This is a genomic window from Pseudohongiella nitratireducens, assembly GCF_001642735.1.
Taxonomy (GTDB): Bacteria; Pseudomonadota; Gammaproteobacteria; order Pseudomonadales; family Pseudohongiellaceae; genus Pseudohongiella; species Pseudohongiella nitratireducens.
Map to the genome: position 1 here is coordinate 31,477 of NZ_LWHM01000016.1, position 17,670 is coordinate 49,146.

Consider the following 17,670-nt stretch of genomic DNA (forward strand, 5'->3'; position numbering starts at 1 on the left):
TGATCCGGTAAGAGACAGGATAACCAAAAGAAATCATGTTGCTAAAGCTGTACCAGAAAATCAGAAGAAATATTCGTGAAGACGGGTTAATCGTAGACAGCTCTTCGTTTCTGGTTAACGCCATGATTCGCTGTATTGACTTCGACAGGCCGATCCGGGTGCTGGAAATAGGCAGTGGCCGAGGCGCTTTCACCAGCCAGCTATTGCAGCGATTAGACAGAGAATCACACCTTGATATCTGTGAAATCAAGCAAGAATACAACCCCTATATCGAGTCGTTGATCGAGCAGCACCCCGACAAATCAGTCGTACTGCATAACTGTTGTGTAACCACCCTGCTATCACGCCCCAACCACTATGATTTCGTTCTGTCTTCTTTGCCGTTGAAGAATTTTGAAGACAGCCATAGCGACAATGCTTTCCTGAATCAAATCATCAAAGGTGTCCAGCACAGCCTGGTCAATAACGGCACCTACCTGCAGTATCAGTATTTTCGCAGCAACCAGAAAGATATTGAGCGGATATTTGGCAAGGCCATGGATGAGGTCAGCTTTATCCCGCTGAACATTCTGCCCGCTTTTGTTTATCAGATCCGCAAACAAGCTGCTGCACTGCAAACGCCCGTAACAATGCCAGTCAACACTTCACGTATCGCCTGATATGACAGAAAAGCCATATCTGAGCAGAAAGAACCAACAGCCAAACCTGGATCGTGTCCATCGCATCGCGCTGTTCGGTTGGGCGGTATTGATAACCTCCTGCCTGTATTTTTATTTTTTCCACCCGGACCTTTTCTCACCCCAGCAGATCCGCAACTACTTCAGTGATAATCTGTACCTGGGGCTATTCGTTTACTTTATTATCTCCACGTTGCGTGGCTTTACTCTCATCCCGTCAACACCGATTGTGCTGGCCGGCGTTCTGGTATTTCCGCCGTTGCCGTTGTGGGTAGTCAATCAATTAGCCGTTTACAGCTCCTCCGCCATTGTCTACCTCATGGCACGGGAATTTCAGTTTGATAAATTCTTTCACCAACGTTACCCGCAACAAATCGAAAAGTTGACCAGGCTTTTACAGCAGCGGGAATTGCTGGTGATCTCGGTCTGGGGATTTGCGCCTTTCGTGCCAACAGACATGATTGTTTATGTTTGCAGCATATTACGCATAAGACTGTGGAAAACCCTGTTGGGAGTCTCGATTGGGGAAGGGATCATTTGTGCCATCTACATATTTGGCGGCAGCACCGGTATGAACTGGTTTCTTGATCTGGCACCAAACCTGTAATGCTAACCCGGGGTGTCAGACCACCCGTCCAGCACCATCTGCCGAATCGCAGCAATGGCTGCTTCATCATTTTGCACATAGGCTGATTTCAATACTGCCTCAGCATCCACTCCGCTAACACTTGGTAACCCGCTTCGACGATAATAAAACCTGACCTGAAGCTGGTCTGCACCAGGTTCTTCAATCAATGTTTTACTCTCTGCGTGCATCGCCTCTGTCCGGCCATCAATCAGTGTCTGAATTTCCATATCCGGATACAACGTTACCTGGTCCCGTAACTCCATCGCACCTGCTTTTATGACACGGATAAATCCCTGGTCATGCTCCTGTTCAATCTCACTTTCCAGCCCCTGGCTGAAATGGCCGGGATGCCTTGCACGATATACCAATCCCTGCCACAGGGATTCGCGACTAATCCACTCCCGAGGTTTATCTGGTGAGTTAATGTGTATCACATGCTCAAATTCGATCATTTCCAGTCGTGCCATCTGAACTGAATAACTCCTGCTGTGTCCTTTTTGCAATGAAACCTGTATAGGTGAAATGTTATTAAACGCCAGACCTTGATCTCGTTCAAGCTTGCAGGCTTTTTTTCACAACTCTCATTGACCTGACACGCATTACTATGTAAAAAATCTCTATAGAGGTAATCACACATAAGTAAAAATGCGTCCGCAACAATGTCATGGCTGACGATTGTTCACACGGGCTGGAAACAGCGTATTAACAACAATGATAAATGAACAGCACCGGCGCTCGAACTCAGCTTACATCGGCCGACGGCTTCAACAGCCCGGGTGCCATAATACAGGCGCACGACAATGACACAGACTATTCATATTTGTGTGTTCTCACAGCATCAATTAAGTGCGCAGGCTTATGCATCTTTATTGCATCACAATGATTTGCCAATGCATGCCAGCGCAGTGCATTTTGACCCGGACAAAACCATTAGGCAGCAACTCTGTACCCCTGCAGACATTCTGCTAATAGAGCTGGATACCATTGAGCAACCCCGAATGCTCAAACAACTTAATGATGAATCACTCCCGCCATCTTTGGTTATCAGCTCAAGAACAGATCAGACCTTTGCCGATGCCCTGATGGCATATGGTGCAAATGGCATCATTCACAAAAACGAGCCTGTTGCATTGTTGACTAAAGCAATAATGCGCGTTGCTGAAGGCGAACTGTGGCTGGACCGAGCGGCGACCGGAAGAATCTTCCAGAAAATGGCCAGAAGCCGTATCGATAATGAAGCGAGTGCTGACCTGCAAAAGTTATCGACCCTGACCCGCAAAGAAAGGACCATCACTACCCTGGTTGGAGAACAACCCTCAGCTTCTGGCCAGTCTTTGGCAGAACAGTTGAATATTAGTGAGCATACTTTACGTAATCATCTTAGTAACATATATGCCAAACTTGCCATTAGCGGCAGAGTAGAGCTTTATGCTTTTGCGCAGAAGAACAGTCATCATTTCCCCGGCAGCGGTTCTGAGCATAGCGTATAAGTTTAACTCCAGCCTCTTTACCCAGGCAGCAGACGACTTGCTATTATTAACCCCATTATCACCACAGGGAAAATCACGCTTATGTCGATCTGGAAAAAACAACCGATACTAGAGAGCCTCGCCCGCAACGCTGAAAATACAGCTGTTGCCCGACTGGGAATAGAGTACACGGAAGTGGGCGACGACTACCTGCGTGCCCGCATGCCTGTTGATGAACGCACGGTGCAACCTTTTGGCATATTACATGGCGGTGCGTCTGTGCTGCTGGCCGAAACACTAGGTAGTGTCGCTGCGAACCACTGCCTGATTCGAGATAATCTGATGGCAGTCGGCCTGGACATCAACGCTAATCACATCAGGCCTGTACCGGCCGGCCAGCATGTATATGGTACTGCTACCGCCGTGCACATCGGCGCAACAACGCAAGTTTGGCAAATCAATATTACCAACGATAAAGATAAACTGGTATGCGCGTCGCGAATTACCATGGCCATCGTTCCTCGCCGCTAACCCTGTGCTTTTTGTTGAATCCCGCCAGCGGCTCGGTTATTGTAAAACCTCGTGCCGAAAGGGCTTGAACAGTCGAGGAATGTCATGGAAGCGCTGGTAACAACACTGAACAACATCATCTGGAGCCCGGCGCTTGTCGTTCTTTGCCTTGGAGCCGGCCTGTTCTACTCGATACTGACGCGCTTTGCTCAGCTCAGACATTTCAGGGAGATGTGGCGCCTTCTTTTCAATGGATCAGAATCTCCTGAAGGCATTTCTTCTTTTCAGGCGCTGGCTGTCTCGCTCTCGGGTCGAGTGGGAGTCGGTAATATTGCCGGCGTTGCCGCCGCTATCGGATTTGGTGGCCCAGGCGCAGTGTTCTGGATGTGGACCGTTGCCTTCCTGGGCGCCAGCACGGCATATGTAGAATCCACACTCAGCCAGCTCTACAAAGTAGAAGAGGATGGGCAATATCGGGGCGGCCCGGCCTATTATTTCGAACGTTGCCTGGGGCAGCGCTGGCTCGCCATGCTGTTCGCGGCATCAGCCATTATCTCCTGCGGCCTCTTCCTTCCTGGCGTTCAGGCGAATGCAGTCGGAAACGCTGTCACCCAAGTGTTTGGCGAGGGCTCCATGGTTGTCACTGACTTCGGCGAGGTCGGTACCAATAAGCTGGTTGCCCTGGCAGTGATCCTGATGGTATTGGCCTTCATTATCTTTGGCGGCATCAAGCGTATTGCTCACTTCACCCAGATCATCGTGCCCTTCATGGCATTGGGTTACATGATTATGGCCTTGATCATCGTATTTGTGAACTTTGATCAGATTCCCGGTATTTTTACGCTGATTATCACCGATGCCTTCACAGCTCAGGCCGGCATGGGTGCAGCCGTAGGCTGGGGTGTCAGAAGAGGCATCTACTCAAATGAGGCTGGTCAGGGTACTGGCCCCCATGCCGCTGCGGCAGCCGAAGTAGAACATCCTGCTCAACAAGGTCTGGTACAGGCCTTCTCTGTTTATGTCGATACGCTATTTGTCTGCACGGCAACCGCCTTTATGATCCTGATCACCAAGCAATATAATATTCAGGGCACACTGCCCGACGGCCAGTTCATATTACAGAATGTCGCCCCTGAGACAGTCATCTCCTCAGCAGCATTCACACAATTAGCACTCAACAGTGTATTCGGGGCTTTTGGGCAGGCTTTTGTTGGTGTGTCGCTGTTCTTTTTTGCGTTCACCACTATCCTGGCTTATTACTATATTGCCGAAACCAATACCGCCTATCTCAACCGATATTTCAACCTGCGAATTTCCCAGACCCTGGTCAAAATGCTCATCATGCTGATGGTTGCCTATGGCATGGTCAATAATGCCGGCTATATCTGGACTATTGGCGATATCGGTGTTGGCTTAATGGCCTGGATCAATATCCTGGGCATTCTGGCCATATTTTTCATCTCCGGACCAGCCATTACCTGCTTACGCGATTACGAAGAGCAGCGACGGCTGGGCACACCCATTCATTTTGACCCTGTCAGACTGGGTATCCGCAATGCAACTTTCTGGGAGAAACGCCGCTCACTCGAAGTTGAGCTGGCTGAAGAGCAGGCAAGCGAAGCAACGCATCATTGAGCGACACTGAGATAACTTTTAATGCCGTCCAGCAGCATTTGCACAGAAACTGAAATCAGGATCATCCCCATCAGTCGCTCAACTGCCTTCAGCCCTCTGGCGCCCAAGACATTATAAAGCTGCTGCGACAGCAGCAGTATCACCGCCGATACGCCCCAGGCAGCTGACATGGCAATCAACCAGTCGACACTGCGATCAGGGCCGGTTTCAGCCAAAAGCACTAGCGTCGCCAATACTGAAGGTCCGGCAATCAAAGGCATTGCCAAAGGTACGATCAAGGGCTCATCCGTATCTTCATCATCGCCCATAATCCCGCCACGTGAAGGGAATATCATGCGTATGGCAATAATCATCAATACCAGGCCACCACCAATGGATATAGCCTCTCGTGACAACCCTAGCAGTCCCAGCAATGCGGGTCCGGCAAACAGGAAAACCAGCATTAGGCCATAGGCAATCAGCAGTTCTCGCAACAACACTTTTCGCCGCCGCGAATGGTTAACCCGCGACAGAACGCTTAGAAAGATGGGAATATTACCCAAAGGGTCCATGATCAGGAAAAGCGTCAGCGCTGCGGCGAAGGTTTCCAAAAGACAGAACTCCAGTGTTTAAACAAAAAGAAAGAATCAGCGAGCTAGCCTGATTAAAAAGACGCTGCAAAGATCAGGTCGCGTGCGATTACTTGTTCCCTAACCATAGCGCAGCAAATTCCGGACGTCCACGCACATTAAATTTGCGGTAAACCTGGGTGACATAGCCGTGTGTGGTAGCCTTGGTCCAACCCAGTTTTTCAGCAATCTCCAGCTCGGACTTGCCTGATAACAACCCTTTTACAACTCGCCTCTCTGAGGCTGTAATGGGGCTATCCGCAACAAGCAAACCATAACTCAACATCAACTGACGATGAAACCATTTCACCCCGCGCAATGCCATCGCCATAAAACGTTTATCTTCCTGAGTGAATGGTTTCTCCCCAGCCCCACGCTGGACACAAAAATACGACTCACAGTCATCATTAACCGGAATAATGCACCACATGGAGTCTGCCAGCCCCATTGCCTGGTAACTGTCATGGTACTCATCAGACACAAAGTACTCATCAGAAACGTGCTCCGCCAGAGTGACCACACGGAAACGACCCGCCTGCCTGACGTGATTGCGTGTTGATTCACTGATATCTCCATTGTTCAGAGCCCGCACCTTTCGCTTGACCAACTTTACCAGCGGCTCAGGTTTATAGAGGTGGTGAGTAGCAGCCGGTCGCCACCCCAGCAATGGATCTTTCTTATCCCGCTGACTTATTCGCACTGCAGCGAGCCAGTAGGCATTTTTACATCCCAATTGCTGACAAAGGATTCGTAGCAAAAGGGTCAGGGCCTGGCCAGTATTGGCAACCTCGAAATCAGCTAGCCGATCCCAGATTCGGGCAACTGATTCAAAGTCAGGGGCATGAGGTTTTCAGTCATTTCGTGCATGTTATTAAGTCTGCTCTGCCTATCCATGGTATCAAGGTGTTAAGCTTAACTTCCAATGATCACTATCGCCATAGCACCTCGATAAGGTGACGGTGATCACAAGAAATGCGAGAAACTGATAAAAATTCCCACGCCACATCTTAAACTGGTATGATGCCGTCCATGCAACAGACTAGCCACACCACAAATTTGCAAAGCAGCAATCACAACCTACAGAGCGAGCCGCCCCTGGTCGTAGACCTGGACGGCACACTGATCTTTACTGATATGTTGCACGAAAGCACATTAAAAGCTTTCCGGGACACCCCATGGATTTTATTTCTCCTGCCTGCCTGGTTGCTAAACGGTCGCGCCAACCTGAAAGAGAAGCTGGCACAGCGCACACCGATCGCTCCGGATGTACTTCCTTACAACCAGGAGCTGATTACCTGGCTTCAGTCACAACGAGAACAAGGCAGGCAACTGATCCTTTGTACGGCCTCTGATCAGCGCATTGCTCACGCGATTGCGGAACACCTGGACCTCTTCGATGATGTGATTGCCAGCGACGGTTCAACTAACCTCTCAGGGGAAAACAAGGCACGCGCCCTGGCAGAAAAGTTTGATGAGACCGGTTTTGACTATGTTGGTGATTCCATCAAAGACCTCCCGGTCTGGGCGAAAGCTCGCCAGGCCATTGTGGTCAATGCCTCCGCAGAAACCCGGGCAAAAGCGAATGCCACAGCGAATGTTGTCAGCGAATTCCCTTCTCCTGTGAAGACCTGGCGAACCTGGGTGCACACTGTCCGAGCGCATCAGTGGTTAAAAAACCTGCTATTGTTTGTCCCTATGCTGGCGGCTCACCAATGGCAGTCCCTGCACACCTGGGGCCAGTTAGTTGTTGCTTTTGTCGCATTTTGCCTTTGCGCCTCAGCAGTCTACATCACCAATGACCTGTTCGACCTGGAGAGTGACAGACGTCACCCCAGGAAAAAACACCGCCCCTTCGCCTCAGGCACTGTACCGGCCTGGAAAGGCGTTATCACCATTCCGATTCTGATAGGCGTCAGTGTACTGACAGCTGCCTCAGTCAGTATGGCTTTTCTGGGTTGGCTGGGCGTATATTTCCTGCTGACCTGCAGCTATTCGTTTGTCTTAAAACGGATCGCCATTATCGACTGCATTGCACTGGCCATGCTATACACCTTGCGAGTGATAGCCGGTGCCGCGGCAGCCAACACCGAAGTAACCTTCTGGCTGCTAACTGAGTCTGTGTTCCTGTTCCTGTCACTTGCATTTCTCAAACGCTACGCCGAACTCCGCCTCCAGTCCGACAGTGGCCAGTCTCATGCGCACGGTCGCGGTTACTCCACCGCTGATACCTTGCTGGTTCAGAACCTGGGGCTTTGTGCCGGCATGATAGCCACGTTGGTGCTGGCCCTGTACCTGAACAGTGAAGCGGTTCAGCAACTGTACACCCATGTCCTGCTGGTGTGGGCGGCCATTCCCTTTTTATTGTTCTGGATCAGCTGGATGTGGCTACAAGCCTGCCGAGGCAATATGCATGACGACCCACTGGTATTTGCTGTTAAAGACGGCGTCAGTCTGCTCACGGGAGCCGGATTCATGCTGGTGCTTGTTCTGGCTGTGGTTATCCCATGAGCCAATTGCAATCCTGGGGCCGGTTGAGCCAGGCCGAACACCATACAGTCGCCCTGAGCAGCCAAAGCCTGGGGAAGCAGATCATGTCCACCTCACCCGGAATTTGCTACGGTATGGGACGCAGTTATGGCGACAGCTGCCTCAATCCCGGTGGCACAGCATGGCTAACCAGAAACCTCGACCGGCTGATCAGCCTGGATACCAAAACCGCAACGCTGCATTGCGAAAGCGGGGCTCTGCTCGAAGATATACAGCGCCTGCTACTCCCGCGCGGCTGGCTGCTGCCTGTGACGCCTGGTACGCAGAAAATTACAGTCGGTGGTGCTATTGCCAATGATGTACACGGTAAAAACCATCATGTATTCGGTACGTTTGGTGAGAATGTCACTGCTCTTACATTGCAACGCACTGACGGCGAGACACTAATTTGCTCCCCTGACGGTGAAAACCCGGACTGGTTCCAGGCAACGGTGGGAGGCCTGGGCCTGACCGGTGTCATCACATCCGCCGTGTTAAAACTTCGACCGGTAACAGGGCCATGGCTGACAGCAGAGACCATACCCTACCAGTCACTCAGCGATTTTTTTACGCTGTCCCGCACATCAGAGTCAGACTGGGAACATACCGTGTCCTGGTTCGATTGCCTGTCCGGTAATCAACCGCGTGGCATTTTCTTACGTGCCAATCACAACCAGCAACCGTTCAAACCTGAGCCAGATAAAAAGCGTCAACTGTCTTTCCCTGTTGTTCCGCCTGTATCATTAGTAAACAGGTTAACGTTGAAACCGTTTAATACAGCGTACTACTGGCTGAACAAACGTAAAGCAGGTATCAGCACAGTTCACTATGAACCGTTCTCCTATCCATTGGATGCCATTTCTAACTGGAACCGAATGTATGGCCCCAAAGGGTTTTATCAGTATCAATGCGTCATCCCTCCGGCAGTCAGCCAGGATGCGGTTGGCGAATTATTGTCGATATTGCGAAAGTACCGTCAGGGCTCCTTCCTGGCCGTACTGAAAACATTCTCGGACAGAAAACCCGCCGGACTGCTCAGTTTCCCTAAAAGCGGCACCACCCTGGCGCTGGACTTTCCCAATCGTGGTCAGAAAACCACTGCGTTACTCGACGCGATGGACAGCGTTGTATCCAGGGCCAACGGCCGCCTTTACCCTGCCAAGGACGCACGCATGAGTGCTGCCATGTTTCAACAGGGTTACCCTGAGCTTGCTCGCTTCCAGGCATATCGAGACCCCGGCATCACCTCTGCGTTTTCTGCCCGGACCATTGACTGTTAACGGATGCAAGGATTTCAGCTTATGAGCCAGCCCTCAACCAGCCACAGACCCAATATCATTATTATTGGTGCCACTTCCGCAATGGCGGAGCAATGTGCACGGATCTGGGTCTCTCGTCAGGCCTGTAATCTGTTGTTGATAGGGCGCAATACGGAAGCGCTGAGCAGCATCAAGGCGGACCTGCAAGTGAGAAGTCCAGAGTCAGTGATTGATGTACAAATGTCAGCGATGGAATACGCTGAGGAGATACAAGCACTCACAGAACAAGCACTGACGGACCGTCAACCCGACACCGTTTTAATTGCTCATGGCACACTACCGGATCAGCAGCAATGTCAGGATGATATTAAGCAAGCGGAACAGGCCGTGCGAATCAATGGCCTTTCCCCCGTCTTGCTGGCAGAAGCATTCATCAAGCAAATGCTGGAGAACAACAAAGGTACTTTGGCAGTGATCGGCTCGGTGGCTGGCGACCGTGGTCGAAAGTCCAACTATGTATACGGGGCCGCAAAAGGTCTGGTGACACGCTACCTTGAAGGGCTACAGCACCGACTTGCCGGCAGTCATGTCAGTGTCGTTATCATCAAACCGGGTCCGACCGACACTCCGATGACAGCTCATTTAAAAGCAGCAGGTCAAAAAATGGCTACCAGCCAAGCTGTGGCAGCAGACATTGTCAGTGCTATTGATCACAAAAAACCGGTTTGTTACACACCCGGTAAATGGGCATTAATCATGCTCGTTATCCGGAACCTGCCACGTTTTATTTTCAACAAGATGGATATCTAGCAGCTATGGATCGGCAACTGTTTCGCTCTGGAAAAACCTGGATGGCAGTGTTTGCCATATTGATGTTTTTGCTGGCCATTGCTGGAGGGGTTCATAGTTACTCACCCGTACCTTACTGGGACATGTGGGACGGTACCCTAAACTTCTATTTGCAAATAACGGAGGGTAATAGCGCACTTTGGCTTGCTCAGCATAATGAACACCGCATCCTGCTATCACGCATATTGTTCTGGCTGGACTATGCCATTTTTGATGGGCTGAGTTACTTTCTGATTACCATCAATTATGTATTGATGGCGTTTGCCATTTTTATGTTTTGGAGGTTCAGTAAACTCCAGTACCGCACAAACCCAGATTTAAAACCCGAGCACGCGAGCAGCGTACTGATCTTCTCCCTCTTTATCCTTGCCTGGCTTAGCCAGTGGATGCAATGGGAAAATCTTGCCTGGGGATTCCAAAGCCAATTTTTCCTTGCCCAAAGTTTACCTCTCGCTGCTTTTTATTGCCTGGCCGCTTCAGCCAGTAACAACCACGCATGGCCTTATTTTTGTGCTTCAATCATTCTGGGAGCGCTGAGCCTGTTCACGATGGCCAATGGTGTGCTGGCACTTCCATTGTTAACTGTGGCCGCCATTTTCATGCGCGCAAGTTGGTTACGCTCAGGAATACTGGTAGCAAGCACGATACTAGGAGTAGCGCTCTACTTCGGCGAATACCACTCCCCTGACAACCATGCCTCCATCACCGATACTCTTCGCTATCAACCCTTACAGCTTTTACAATATGTGGTTCTATATCTGGGCTCACCTTTTTTTGCATTAGCTGGAGAAGGACGAAACGGCCTGCTTGCTGCCGGACTCAGTGGAAGTATTTTGGTATTGCTGAGTTTACTGCGATTAATGATAGAACTCAGGGCGTATCGCACCAACCCAGTAACCCTTGCCTTACTCGGTTATCTGCTTTATCTGGGTGGAACCGCGGTAGGCACCGGAACAGGCCGTGTCGTTTTCGGTGTTGCACAAGCTGTTTCATTTCGCTATACCACACCTGCACTGATGGCCTGGGCTGCTTTGCTACTGCTTTATCTGCCTACCTTATCCATGTTTGCAAGAAGAAATAAAAAGGTAGCAACAGCGGGAGTGGTATTAATATGTGCACTGCTTTTCTGGCGCCAGCTACCTGCGCTACAGCCTCAGCATCAAAAAATCTTTGACCGACAGGTTGCCGCATTAGCCTTAGAGCTGAGTGTAGCCGATGCTCAACAAATTAATCATGTCTATGTCATGAACGCTGGCCTGCTAAGTATTGCTGAAAAGGCCACGGCGTTGGATCTGACCGTTTTTGGTCAATACCCTTTGCAAGACCTGCGGGAAAAGTGGGCGGGACGCTTTGCCCCGCCTTCTGATATCCCAGAATGCCAGGGAGCCCTGGACAGTTTGGAGACAATTGAGCGGGAACCTGACGCACTGCGTATCAGTGGCTGGATTTTTAATCCTGCGGAAGAAAGTGTGCCTTCACGCGTTATTGTTTCGGATCGGCTTGGACGAATTGTTGGTTTTGCACTAACAGGCCAGCCCCGCCCGGACGTCGAAGCGGCAGTTCATGATTCCGCTGGACTATCGGGATTCAGAGGCTATATCAAGCCAGCAGACCCGGGCTCCGTGCTTGCGTTTTATGGTGAACAAAGTCAATGCACCATGAATATCACACTGCCGGGCGGAGAATAATGCAAATGGCAACTTTTATTAATAATCATTGCAATTGAATATGTCTGACAAAATACAAGAACAGGGAAAGTCACACATGAAAATCGTCCTGCCTGGCGGCGCCGGGCTGGTCGGCCAGAATCTCTGCGCCAGACTCAGCCGACGTGGTTACACGAACATTCATGTGATCGACAAACATCAGGGCAACCTGACCACTCTCAAAAAAGTCCAGCCCGATATCCACTGCCATTTCGCGGACCTGGCCGAACCGGGACAGTGGCAGCAGCTTATCAGTGACGCGGATGTGGTTGTCATGCTCCAGGCACAGATTGGTGGCCTGGACTACCAGGACTTTGAGCGCAACAATGTGCAGGCTAGCCAGTATATTCTTGATACGATTCATGAGTCGACGCAGCCCCCCTACCTGGTTCATATCAGTTCCAGCGTGGTTGAATCAGTTGCCGACGATTTTTACTCCAGAAGCAAACGCAGGCAGGAGCAGCTAGTGCTGGACAGTGGTATCGCCTGCCCGATTCTCAGGCCGACGCTGATGTTTGGCTGGTTCGATCGCAAACACCTGGGATGGCTGTCCCGGTTCATGCAAAAAGTGCCAGTTTTCCCCATTCCCGGTCATGGTCGCTATATCAGGCAGCCGCTATACGTTGGTGACTTCTGCGACATTATCATTGCCTGTATGGAGCAGCGTGACTTCCATGAGATATACAATATCTCAGGTCAGGAGCATATCGATTACATCGACATGATTCGTCAGATACGTCGCTGCATCGGCGCACGCTGCCTGATTACCAAAATTCCCTATGGCTTGTTCCATCGACTGTTAGCAACATGGGCTGTGTTTGACCGCAACCCACCCTTTACCACGCAGCAGTTAGCGGCACTGGTGGCGCGGGATGAATTCGAGATTATTGATTGGCCAGGCATCTTCGGGGTAACAGCCACCCCCTATGCCACGGCAATTGAAGAAACCTTTCATGACCCGAAGTACGGTCAGATCAAGTTGGAGTTTTAAATGAAAGTAGCGGTACTCGGCGCCGGCCCAATGGGCCTGGCTGCCGCCTATCAACTTGCCCGTGACGGGCACCAGGTGACGCTCTACGAAGCAGACGACCGTCTGGGTGGAATGAGCGCCAGCTTTGATTTTAATGGCATTGATATTGAGCGTTATTACCACTTCCACTGTACCTCTGATGCCGGTTTACTGGAACTGCTTGAAGAGCTGGACCTAAGCGAAAAAATGCAGTGGACAGAAACCCGCATGGGCTACTGGTATCGCAATAAAATACAGGACTGGGGCAACCCCATAGCACTGTTAAGGTTTGACGGGCTGAGCCTGATGGCAAAAATCCGCTATGGGCTGCATGCCTTCCTCAGCACCAAGCGCAAAGACTGGCGACCGCTAGATCAGTTGAATGCCAAAACCTGGATACAGCGCTGGATCGGCCAGGAAGCCTGGGATGTTTGCTGGCAAACATTATTTGATTACAAGTTCTATCAGTATGCTGATAACCTATCCGCAGCATGGATATGGAGTCGCATCCAGCGTGTCGGTCGATCCCGATACAGCATGATGAGAGAAAAGCTCGGCTACCTGGAAGGAGGCTCTGAGACAATTTTACAGGCGATGGCAGAGCAGATCCGGAAAAACGGCGGGGACATTCATCTGTCACGACCTGTTCAGGAAATCGTGATTGAATCAGGCCGGCTATGTGGTTTACGTACAGCAAATGAGACGGTGGAAGCTTACGACAAGGTGATCAGCACCATTCCTTTGCCTTTCATTGCCCAACTTGCTCCTGGATTATCCCAAGTCACCCGGGAGCAGTATCAGGCATTGCCCAATATTGCTGTTGCCTGTGTCATTGCCAAACTCGCACGCCCATTAACTGACAAGTTCTGGCTTAACATCAATGATCCTGACATGGATATCCCAGGCCTGGTGGAATACACTAATCTGCGTCCCATGGGATACGATCATATTGTTTATGTACCCTTTTATATGCCAGCAGAGCACCCGGAATACCAAAAATCCGATGAGCATTTCAGAGAAAAAGTACTCGGTTACTTCCTGAGAATTAACCCTGAACTCACAGAAAGTGAAGTACTTGACCTGAAAGTCAGCCGCTATCGATTCGCTCAACCCGTCTGTCGCCCCGGATTCATGAGTGACTTACCGGATTACCGCACCGAAATCCCCGGCTTGTGGATTGCAGACACATCCTACTACTACCCGCATGACCGGGGTATTTCTGAAAGCATCGACTTCGGCAGGAAACTGGCCAGAGAGTCAGTGCAATGATGCGGCTGTTCTGGTCAAGGCAGTTCCTGGCCTTTCTGCTGACAGGCGGCATTGCCGCGCTGGTGAACTTTTTTAGCCGCATCGTTTACAGCCAGTGGATGGGATTCTCGTCAGCTGTCATTGCCGCTTATCTGAGCGGCATGGTGACAGCTTTTATACTAGCCAGGTTGCTGGTGTTTCAAGGCAGTACGCAAACACTTTATCGTTCAATCCTGTTTTTTACCCTCGTCAACTTGCTCGCCATCGTACAAACCTGGGCGGTCAGCCTGTGGATGCTGCACCAGGTTCTGCCAGCACTGGCTGTCACGCATTTCACACCTGAAATTGCACACGCCTGTGGTATTATCGTGCCCGTTTTTACCAGTTACCTTGGTCACAAGTTCTGGTCTTTTAAAAGCTGATAAAGCTGTCTGAAATTATCGAGACTGTCGCAGGAGAAATTGCATGTTGTTACCTGTCGTTGCCATTCTGGTAGGACTGGTTGTTCTGGTATGGAGTGCCAACCGTTTCGTCAATGGCGCCGCTAACACAGCAAAACATTTCTCCCTGCCCAGCCTGTTAATCGGTATCCTGATCATCGGCTTCGGCACTTCGGCTCCTGAGCTGGTGGTATCTGTACTGGCAGCCAGCCAGGGTAATCCCGGGATTGCACTGGGCAATGCCTTCGGCTCCAACATCAGCAACATCGCGCTGATTCTCGGTACCACAGCCGTGCTGGCACCAATTGCCGTCACCTCAGACATCCTGCGCCGCACCCTGCCCATGCTGACACTGGCTACGCTCGCCATTGCTGCCGTGCTCTGGAATCTGGCGATCAGTCGCGGCAATGCCGTTTTCCTGCTTATTCTGTTCATCATCATCATGGGCTGGACCATCAGACAGAGCCTCAAAGACCAAAAAAGAGGCAAGCAGGATGAGCTGGGTATCGAAGTGGATCAGGAGTATTCGAACCTGATGCCACTGGGCCGGTCCATCTTCTGGGTAGTGGTCGGTCTTATTATGCTTATCGCCAGCTCCCGGGCTCTGGTATGGGGCGCCGTGAGTGTTGCTCAAAGCCTTGGCGTCAGCGATCTGGTGATAGGTCTGACCATTGTTGCCGTCGGTACATCTCTACCCGAACTTGCCTCATCGATCATAGCCGCCCGCAAAGGTGAACATGATATGGCCGTCGGCAACATCCTGGGTTCAAACCTGTTCAATACGTTGGCAGTTGTCGGGCTGGCCGGGGTGATTCAGCCCCTGAATGTTGAGGCGACGGTGTTGTACCGTGATGTCGGCCTGATGCTCGGGCTGACCGCTTCACTCTTCCTGTTTGGTTTCGGCTTCAAGGGCAAACAGGGTCGTATCAATCGCTGGGAAGGCGGCATTCTGATTCTGGTCTATTTGTTATACACTGGACGGCTGGTAAGCTCCTTGCTCACAGGCTGAAGACAACAGTCAGGTCAGGCAGCTAGCCATCATATTACGCTCTTATGATAGCCAATTGACCGGGGAATAATAATAATCATGTCTTCCTGCCTGCTTGCCGACTCGCGCGGCAAGGTATCTATCCGTATCGCCACCATTTGCATAGCACTCTTGCTGTGTTTGCTCACTGCCGCATCCTTCGCACAAACGCCTTTTACACGAGTCGTCGATGAGTCCATGCTTAAACGGGTATTCCCCCAGGCTGAACACTTCAGCGAAAAAACCGGGGAACCGCCAGTCATCCGCGCCTATGGCGAAGTTAGCAGCAACAGCAGTGAGCCTGAATTACTAGGTTACGCGTTTCAGACCTCCGACTACCCTCCCGAGGAAATAGGTTACAGCTCGACGATTGATGTCCTGGTCGGCCTTGATACCAACGCCACGATCAATGCTGTTTTCGTCCTGGACTACAATGAGTCGTTTCGCTCCAGCCGCGGTGACTTCCTCGATACCCCGACATTCCAGCCACAGTTCCGCGGCAAATCGCTGCAGGAAGAGTTTCGGGTCGGTCGGGATGTTGATGGTGTTTCAAGGGCCACGATCACCAGTTGGGCAACGACACGCGGAATCTATAATGCAGCAAGAGAAGTGGCCTCTGTTTACCTGCCTGAAAGTGGCATTCGCTCCCTGAATGACAGCATGGAAAACGTACGCGCTCAACTCAACCCCATGAGCTGGGAAGAAATGATTGCAGCCGACCTGGTGCAGCAGGGCACGCTGGACTATGCAGATGGTACCGCCCTGACTTTGTCATTGACTTACATGGGGGACGAGATACTGGGTGACATACTGGTTGGCAGTGAAGCCTATTCCCAGGCAGAGCGTGCCGCCAGCAGCCGTTTTGACCAGGGCAAGCTGTTCCTGGTGGGAATCTCCGGCGATGCCTCGGACCCCTTCCGGCAGGAGCGACTGAGTATCCGTCAGGGCGATGCCATTTTCGATCTGGATCGTCGACAATCCGTCTACGCTGGCTCAGCAGATGCCGGCAAGCTTAACGGTAAAGGCAATTTCTCGGTCGCCATGGTATTGCCAGACACCCTGGACCTCGCTCAACCCTTCTCCGTTTCCTATGATCCTGAAAACGAACTGTCCCCGCTTGTGATAGACGTCAGCATTAGCGGTGTTCAGAGAAATCTTGCTCTGGGAGAGCCCGTACCATCGCCGTTTTCAGCACCGCTAACCTCTGATAATGACTGGTCACGGCTGGTTCCATTGAGTATTTTGCTTGGACTGGTCATGGTGGCTTTCTGGCGCAAAAGTGCGCCATTGCGTTGGGTAGCATTGAGCGCAACGCTGGTGTGGCTGGGGTTTATTGATGGTGGCTTCCTGTCTGTCTCACATATCATCAATGGCATGAATCAGGGGGTTTCACTTTTCACCGGCAACAGTGCTCTGCTCCTGATAGTCGCCTTCACAATCATCACAACTGTGATCTGGGGGCGTGTATTTTGTTCCTCAGTCTGCCCCTTTGGGGCATTGCAGGACATTATCAGCTACCTGACTCCCAAAAAATGGCAGCGCACAGTGCCAGCCTGGATTCACGACAGAGCTATCTGGCTGAAGTACCTGATTCTGGCATTACTGATGGTTATGGCTGTGGTATACAGTCAGATCAGTATCTTCCAGTATTTTGAGCCGTTTGGCACACTGTTCTTCTACAGTTCTTCCGTGTTGCTTTGGGCAATACTGGCGTTGATATTAATTGCCTGTATTCCTGTAAAACGATTCTATTGTCGATATGTATGTCCGCTGGGAGCTTCCCTGGGCGTACTTTCATTGATCAGCATCTCTCGAATTAAACGTGTTGAGCAATGCAGTGTCTGTAAAGTTTGTGAGCATAGCTGTCCAACAGGTGCTATCCGAAAAGAGAAAGTGGATTTCAAGGAATGCGTTCGTTGTGATATCTGTGAAAGCAAACTGATCCAGAAAGCCGGGGTTTGCAAACACAGTGTCGACAGCTTGATAGACAGAGGCGTCATCGTTCGTGGTGGCTAACCTGTCATTTCGCCCAATAAAAAGGCCGCTTGAAGCGGCCTTTTTATTATGGCGCAAATGATT

At 50.9% G+C, this 17,670-nt stretch carries 17 protein-coding genes; 14 read left to right on the top strand and 3 right to left on the bottom strand.

Features of this window, described 5'->3' with window-relative positions; genetic code table 11:
• The first annotated feature begins 35 nt into the window (after positions 1-35).
• Positions 36-659: a class I SAM-dependent methyltransferase gene (locus PSCS_RS05530; protein ID WP_068810798.1), complete on the top strand. Its 624-nt coding sequence runs from the start codon at positions 36-38 to the stop codon at positions 657-659.
• A 1-nt stretch (position 660) separates the two neighbouring features.
• Positions 661-1,284 carry a TVP38/TMEM64 family protein gene (locus PSCS_RS05535; protein ID WP_068810799.1) on the top strand — a complete coding sequence of 208 codons (624 nt, stop codon included), beginning with the start codon at positions 661-663 and terminating at the stop codon, positions 1,282-1,284.
• Between the two features lie 2 nt (positions 1,285-1,286).
• Here the strand turns inward: PSCS_RS05535 and PSCS_RS05540 are convergent, their stop codons facing one another.
• Complete coding sequence (locus PSCS_RS05540; RefSeq protein ID WP_068810800.1) at positions 1,287-1,772, bottom strand: AtaL-like protein; 486 nt, start codon at positions 1,770-1,772, stop codon at positions 1,287-1,289.
• A gap of 333 nt (positions 1,773-2,105) precedes the next feature.
• Between PSCS_RS05540 and PSCS_RS05545 the strand changes: the two genes are divergently transcribed.
• The 3 genes from PSCS_RS05545 (at position 2,106) to PSCS_RS05555 (ending at position 4,919) form a co-directional block, all read left to right on the top strand.
• Complete coding sequence (locus PSCS_RS05545) at positions 2,106-2,795, top strand: response regulator transcription factor (protein ID WP_068810801.1); 690 nt, start codon at positions 2,106-2,108, stop codon at positions 2,793-2,795.
• 81 nt (positions 2,796-2,876) lie between these two features.
• On the top strand, positions 2,877-3,305 hold the full coding sequence (locus PSCS_RS05550; RefSeq protein ID WP_068810802.1) for a hotdog fold thioesterase: 429 nt from the start codon (positions 2,877-2,879) through the stop codon (positions 3,303-3,305).
• Between the two features lie 84 nt (positions 3,306-3,389).
• A complete protein-coding gene (locus PSCS_RS05555) occupies positions 3,390-4,919 on the top strand; it encodes an alanine/glycine:cation symporter family protein (RefSeq protein ID WP_068810803.1) in 1,530 nt (509 codons plus the stop codon).
• Here the strand turns inward: PSCS_RS05555 and PSCS_RS05560 are convergent.
• On the bottom strand, positions 4,913-5,509 hold the full coding sequence (locus tag PSCS_RS05560) for a YhgN family NAAT transporter (protein ID WP_068810804.1): 597 nt from the start codon (positions 5,507-5,509) through the stop codon (positions 4,913-4,915). The two genes, PSCS_RS05555 and PSCS_RS05560, sit on opposite strands and share 7 nt — an antisense overlap.
• 88 nt (positions 5,510-5,597) lie before the next feature.
• Complete coding sequence (locus tag PSCS_RS05565) at positions 5,598-6,227, bottom strand: helix-turn-helix transcriptional regulator (protein WP_082869571.1); 630 nt, start codon at positions 6,225-6,227, stop codon at positions 5,598-5,600.
• A 329-nt stretch (positions 6,228-6,556) separates the two neighbouring features.
• Between PSCS_RS05565 and PSCS_RS05570 the strand changes: the two genes are divergently transcribed.
• From PSCS_RS05570 to PSCS_RS05610, 9 genes are all read left to right on the top strand, one after another.
• Entirely contained in the window at positions 6,557-8,035 is a 1,479-nt protein-coding gene (locus PSCS_RS05570; protein ID WP_082866506.1) for a UbiA family prenyltransferase, read from the top strand.
• Positions 8,032-9,333 carry an FAD-binding oxidoreductase gene (locus PSCS_RS05575; protein WP_068810806.1) on the top strand — a complete coding sequence of 434 codons (1,302 nt, stop codon included), beginning with the start codon at positions 8,032-8,034 and terminating at the stop codon, positions 9,331-9,333. The genes PSCS_RS05570 and PSCS_RS05575 overlap by 4 nt, the downstream gene beginning before the upstream one ends.
• A gap of 21 nt (positions 9,334-9,354) precedes the next feature.
• Positions 9,355-10,122, top strand: a complete 768-nt coding sequence (locus tag PSCS_RS05580; protein WP_068810807.1) for an SDR family NAD(P)-dependent oxidoreductase — start codon at positions 9,355-9,357, stop codon at positions 10,120-10,122.
• 290 nt (positions 10,123-10,412) lie between these two features.
• A complete protein-coding gene (locus PSCS_RS05585; protein ID WP_157885633.1) occupies positions 10,413-11,849 on the top strand; it encodes a hypothetical protein in 1,437 nt (478 codons plus the stop codon).
• A 76-nt stretch (positions 11,850-11,925) separates the two neighbouring features.
• Positions 11,926-12,858, top strand: coding sequence for an NAD-dependent epimerase/dehydratase family protein (locus tag PSCS_RS05590; protein ID WP_068810809.1), 933 nt, complete (start codon positions 11,926-11,928; stop codon positions 12,856-12,858).
• On the top strand, positions 12,859-14,145 hold the full coding sequence (locus tag PSCS_RS05595) for an NAD(P)/FAD-dependent oxidoreductase (protein ID WP_068810810.1): 1,287 nt from the start codon (positions 12,859-12,861) through the stop codon (positions 14,143-14,145).
• A complete protein-coding gene (locus PSCS_RS05600; protein ID WP_068810811.1) occupies positions 14,142-14,546 on the top strand; it encodes a GtrA family protein in 405 nt (134 codons plus the stop codon). The genes PSCS_RS05595 and PSCS_RS05600 overlap by 4 nt, the downstream gene beginning before the upstream one ends.
• 43 nt (positions 14,547-14,589) lie before the next feature.
• A complete protein-coding gene (locus PSCS_RS05605; RefSeq protein WP_068810812.1) occupies positions 14,590-15,573 on the top strand; it encodes a calcium/sodium antiporter in 984 nt (327 codons plus the stop codon).
• A 78-nt stretch (positions 15,574-15,651) separates the two neighbouring features.
• Complete coding sequence (locus tag PSCS_RS05610; RefSeq protein ID WP_068810813.1) at positions 15,652-17,607, top strand: NosR/NirI family protein; 1,956 nt, start codon at positions 15,652-15,654, stop codon at positions 17,605-17,607.
• Positions 17,608-17,670: the final 63 nt, after the last annotated feature.

Bases quoted from the DNA above. Each gene is read 5' to 3' on its own strand.
- PSCS_RS05590 (WP_068810809.1), top strand. From the start codon at position 11,926: ATGAAAATCGTCCTGCCTGGCGGCGCCGGGCTGGTCGGCCAGAATCTC.
- PSCS_RS05600 (WP_068810811.1), top strand. From the start codon at position 14,142: ATGATGCGGCTGTTCTGGTCAAGGCAGTTCCTGGCCTTTCTGCTGACA.
- PSCS_RS05555 (WP_068810803.1), top strand. From the start codon at position 3,390: ATGGAAGCGCTGGTAACAACACTGAACAACATCATCTGGAGCCCGGCG.
- PSCS_RS05580 (WP_068810807.1), top strand. From the start codon at position 9,355: ATGAGCCAGCCCTCAACCAGCCACAGACCCAATATCATTATTATTGGT.
- PSCS_RS05550 (WP_068810802.1), top strand. From the start codon at position 2,877: ATGTCGATCTGGAAAAAACAACCGATACTAGAGAGCCTCGCCCGCAAC.
- PSCS_RS05595 (WP_068810810.1), top strand. From the start codon at position 12,859: ATGAAAGTAGCGGTACTCGGCGCCGGCCCAATGGGCCTGGCTGCCGCC.
- PSCS_RS05610 (WP_068810813.1), top strand. From the start codon at position 15,652: ATGTCTTCCTGCCTGCTTGCCGACTCGCGCGGCAAGGTATCTATCCGT.
- PSCS_RS05545 (WP_068810801.1), top strand. From the start codon at position 2,106: ATGACACAGACTATTCATATTTGTGTGTTCTCACAGCATCAATTAAGT.
- PSCS_RS05605 (WP_068810812.1), top strand. From the start codon at position 14,590: ATGTTGTTACCTGTCGTTGCCATTCTGGTAGGACTGGTTGTTCTGGTA.
- PSCS_RS05575 (WP_068810806.1), top strand. From the start codon at position 8,032: ATGAGCCAATTGCAATCCTGGGGCCGGTTGAGCCAGGCCGAACACCAT.
- PSCS_RS05535 (WP_068810799.1), top strand. From the start codon at position 661: ATGACAGAAAAGCCATATCTGAGCAGAAAGAACCAACAGCCAAACCTG.
- PSCS_RS05540 (WP_068810800.1), bottom strand. From the start codon at position 1,772: ATGGCACGACTGGAAATGATCGAATTTGAGCATGTGATACACATTAAC.
- PSCS_RS05570 (WP_082866506.1), top strand. From the start codon at position 6,557: ATGCAACAGACTAGCCACACCACAAATTTGCAAAGCAGCAATCACAAC.
- PSCS_RS05530 (WP_068810798.1), top strand. From the start codon at position 36: ATGTTGCTAAAGCTGTACCAGAAAATCAGAAGAAATATTCGTGAAGAC.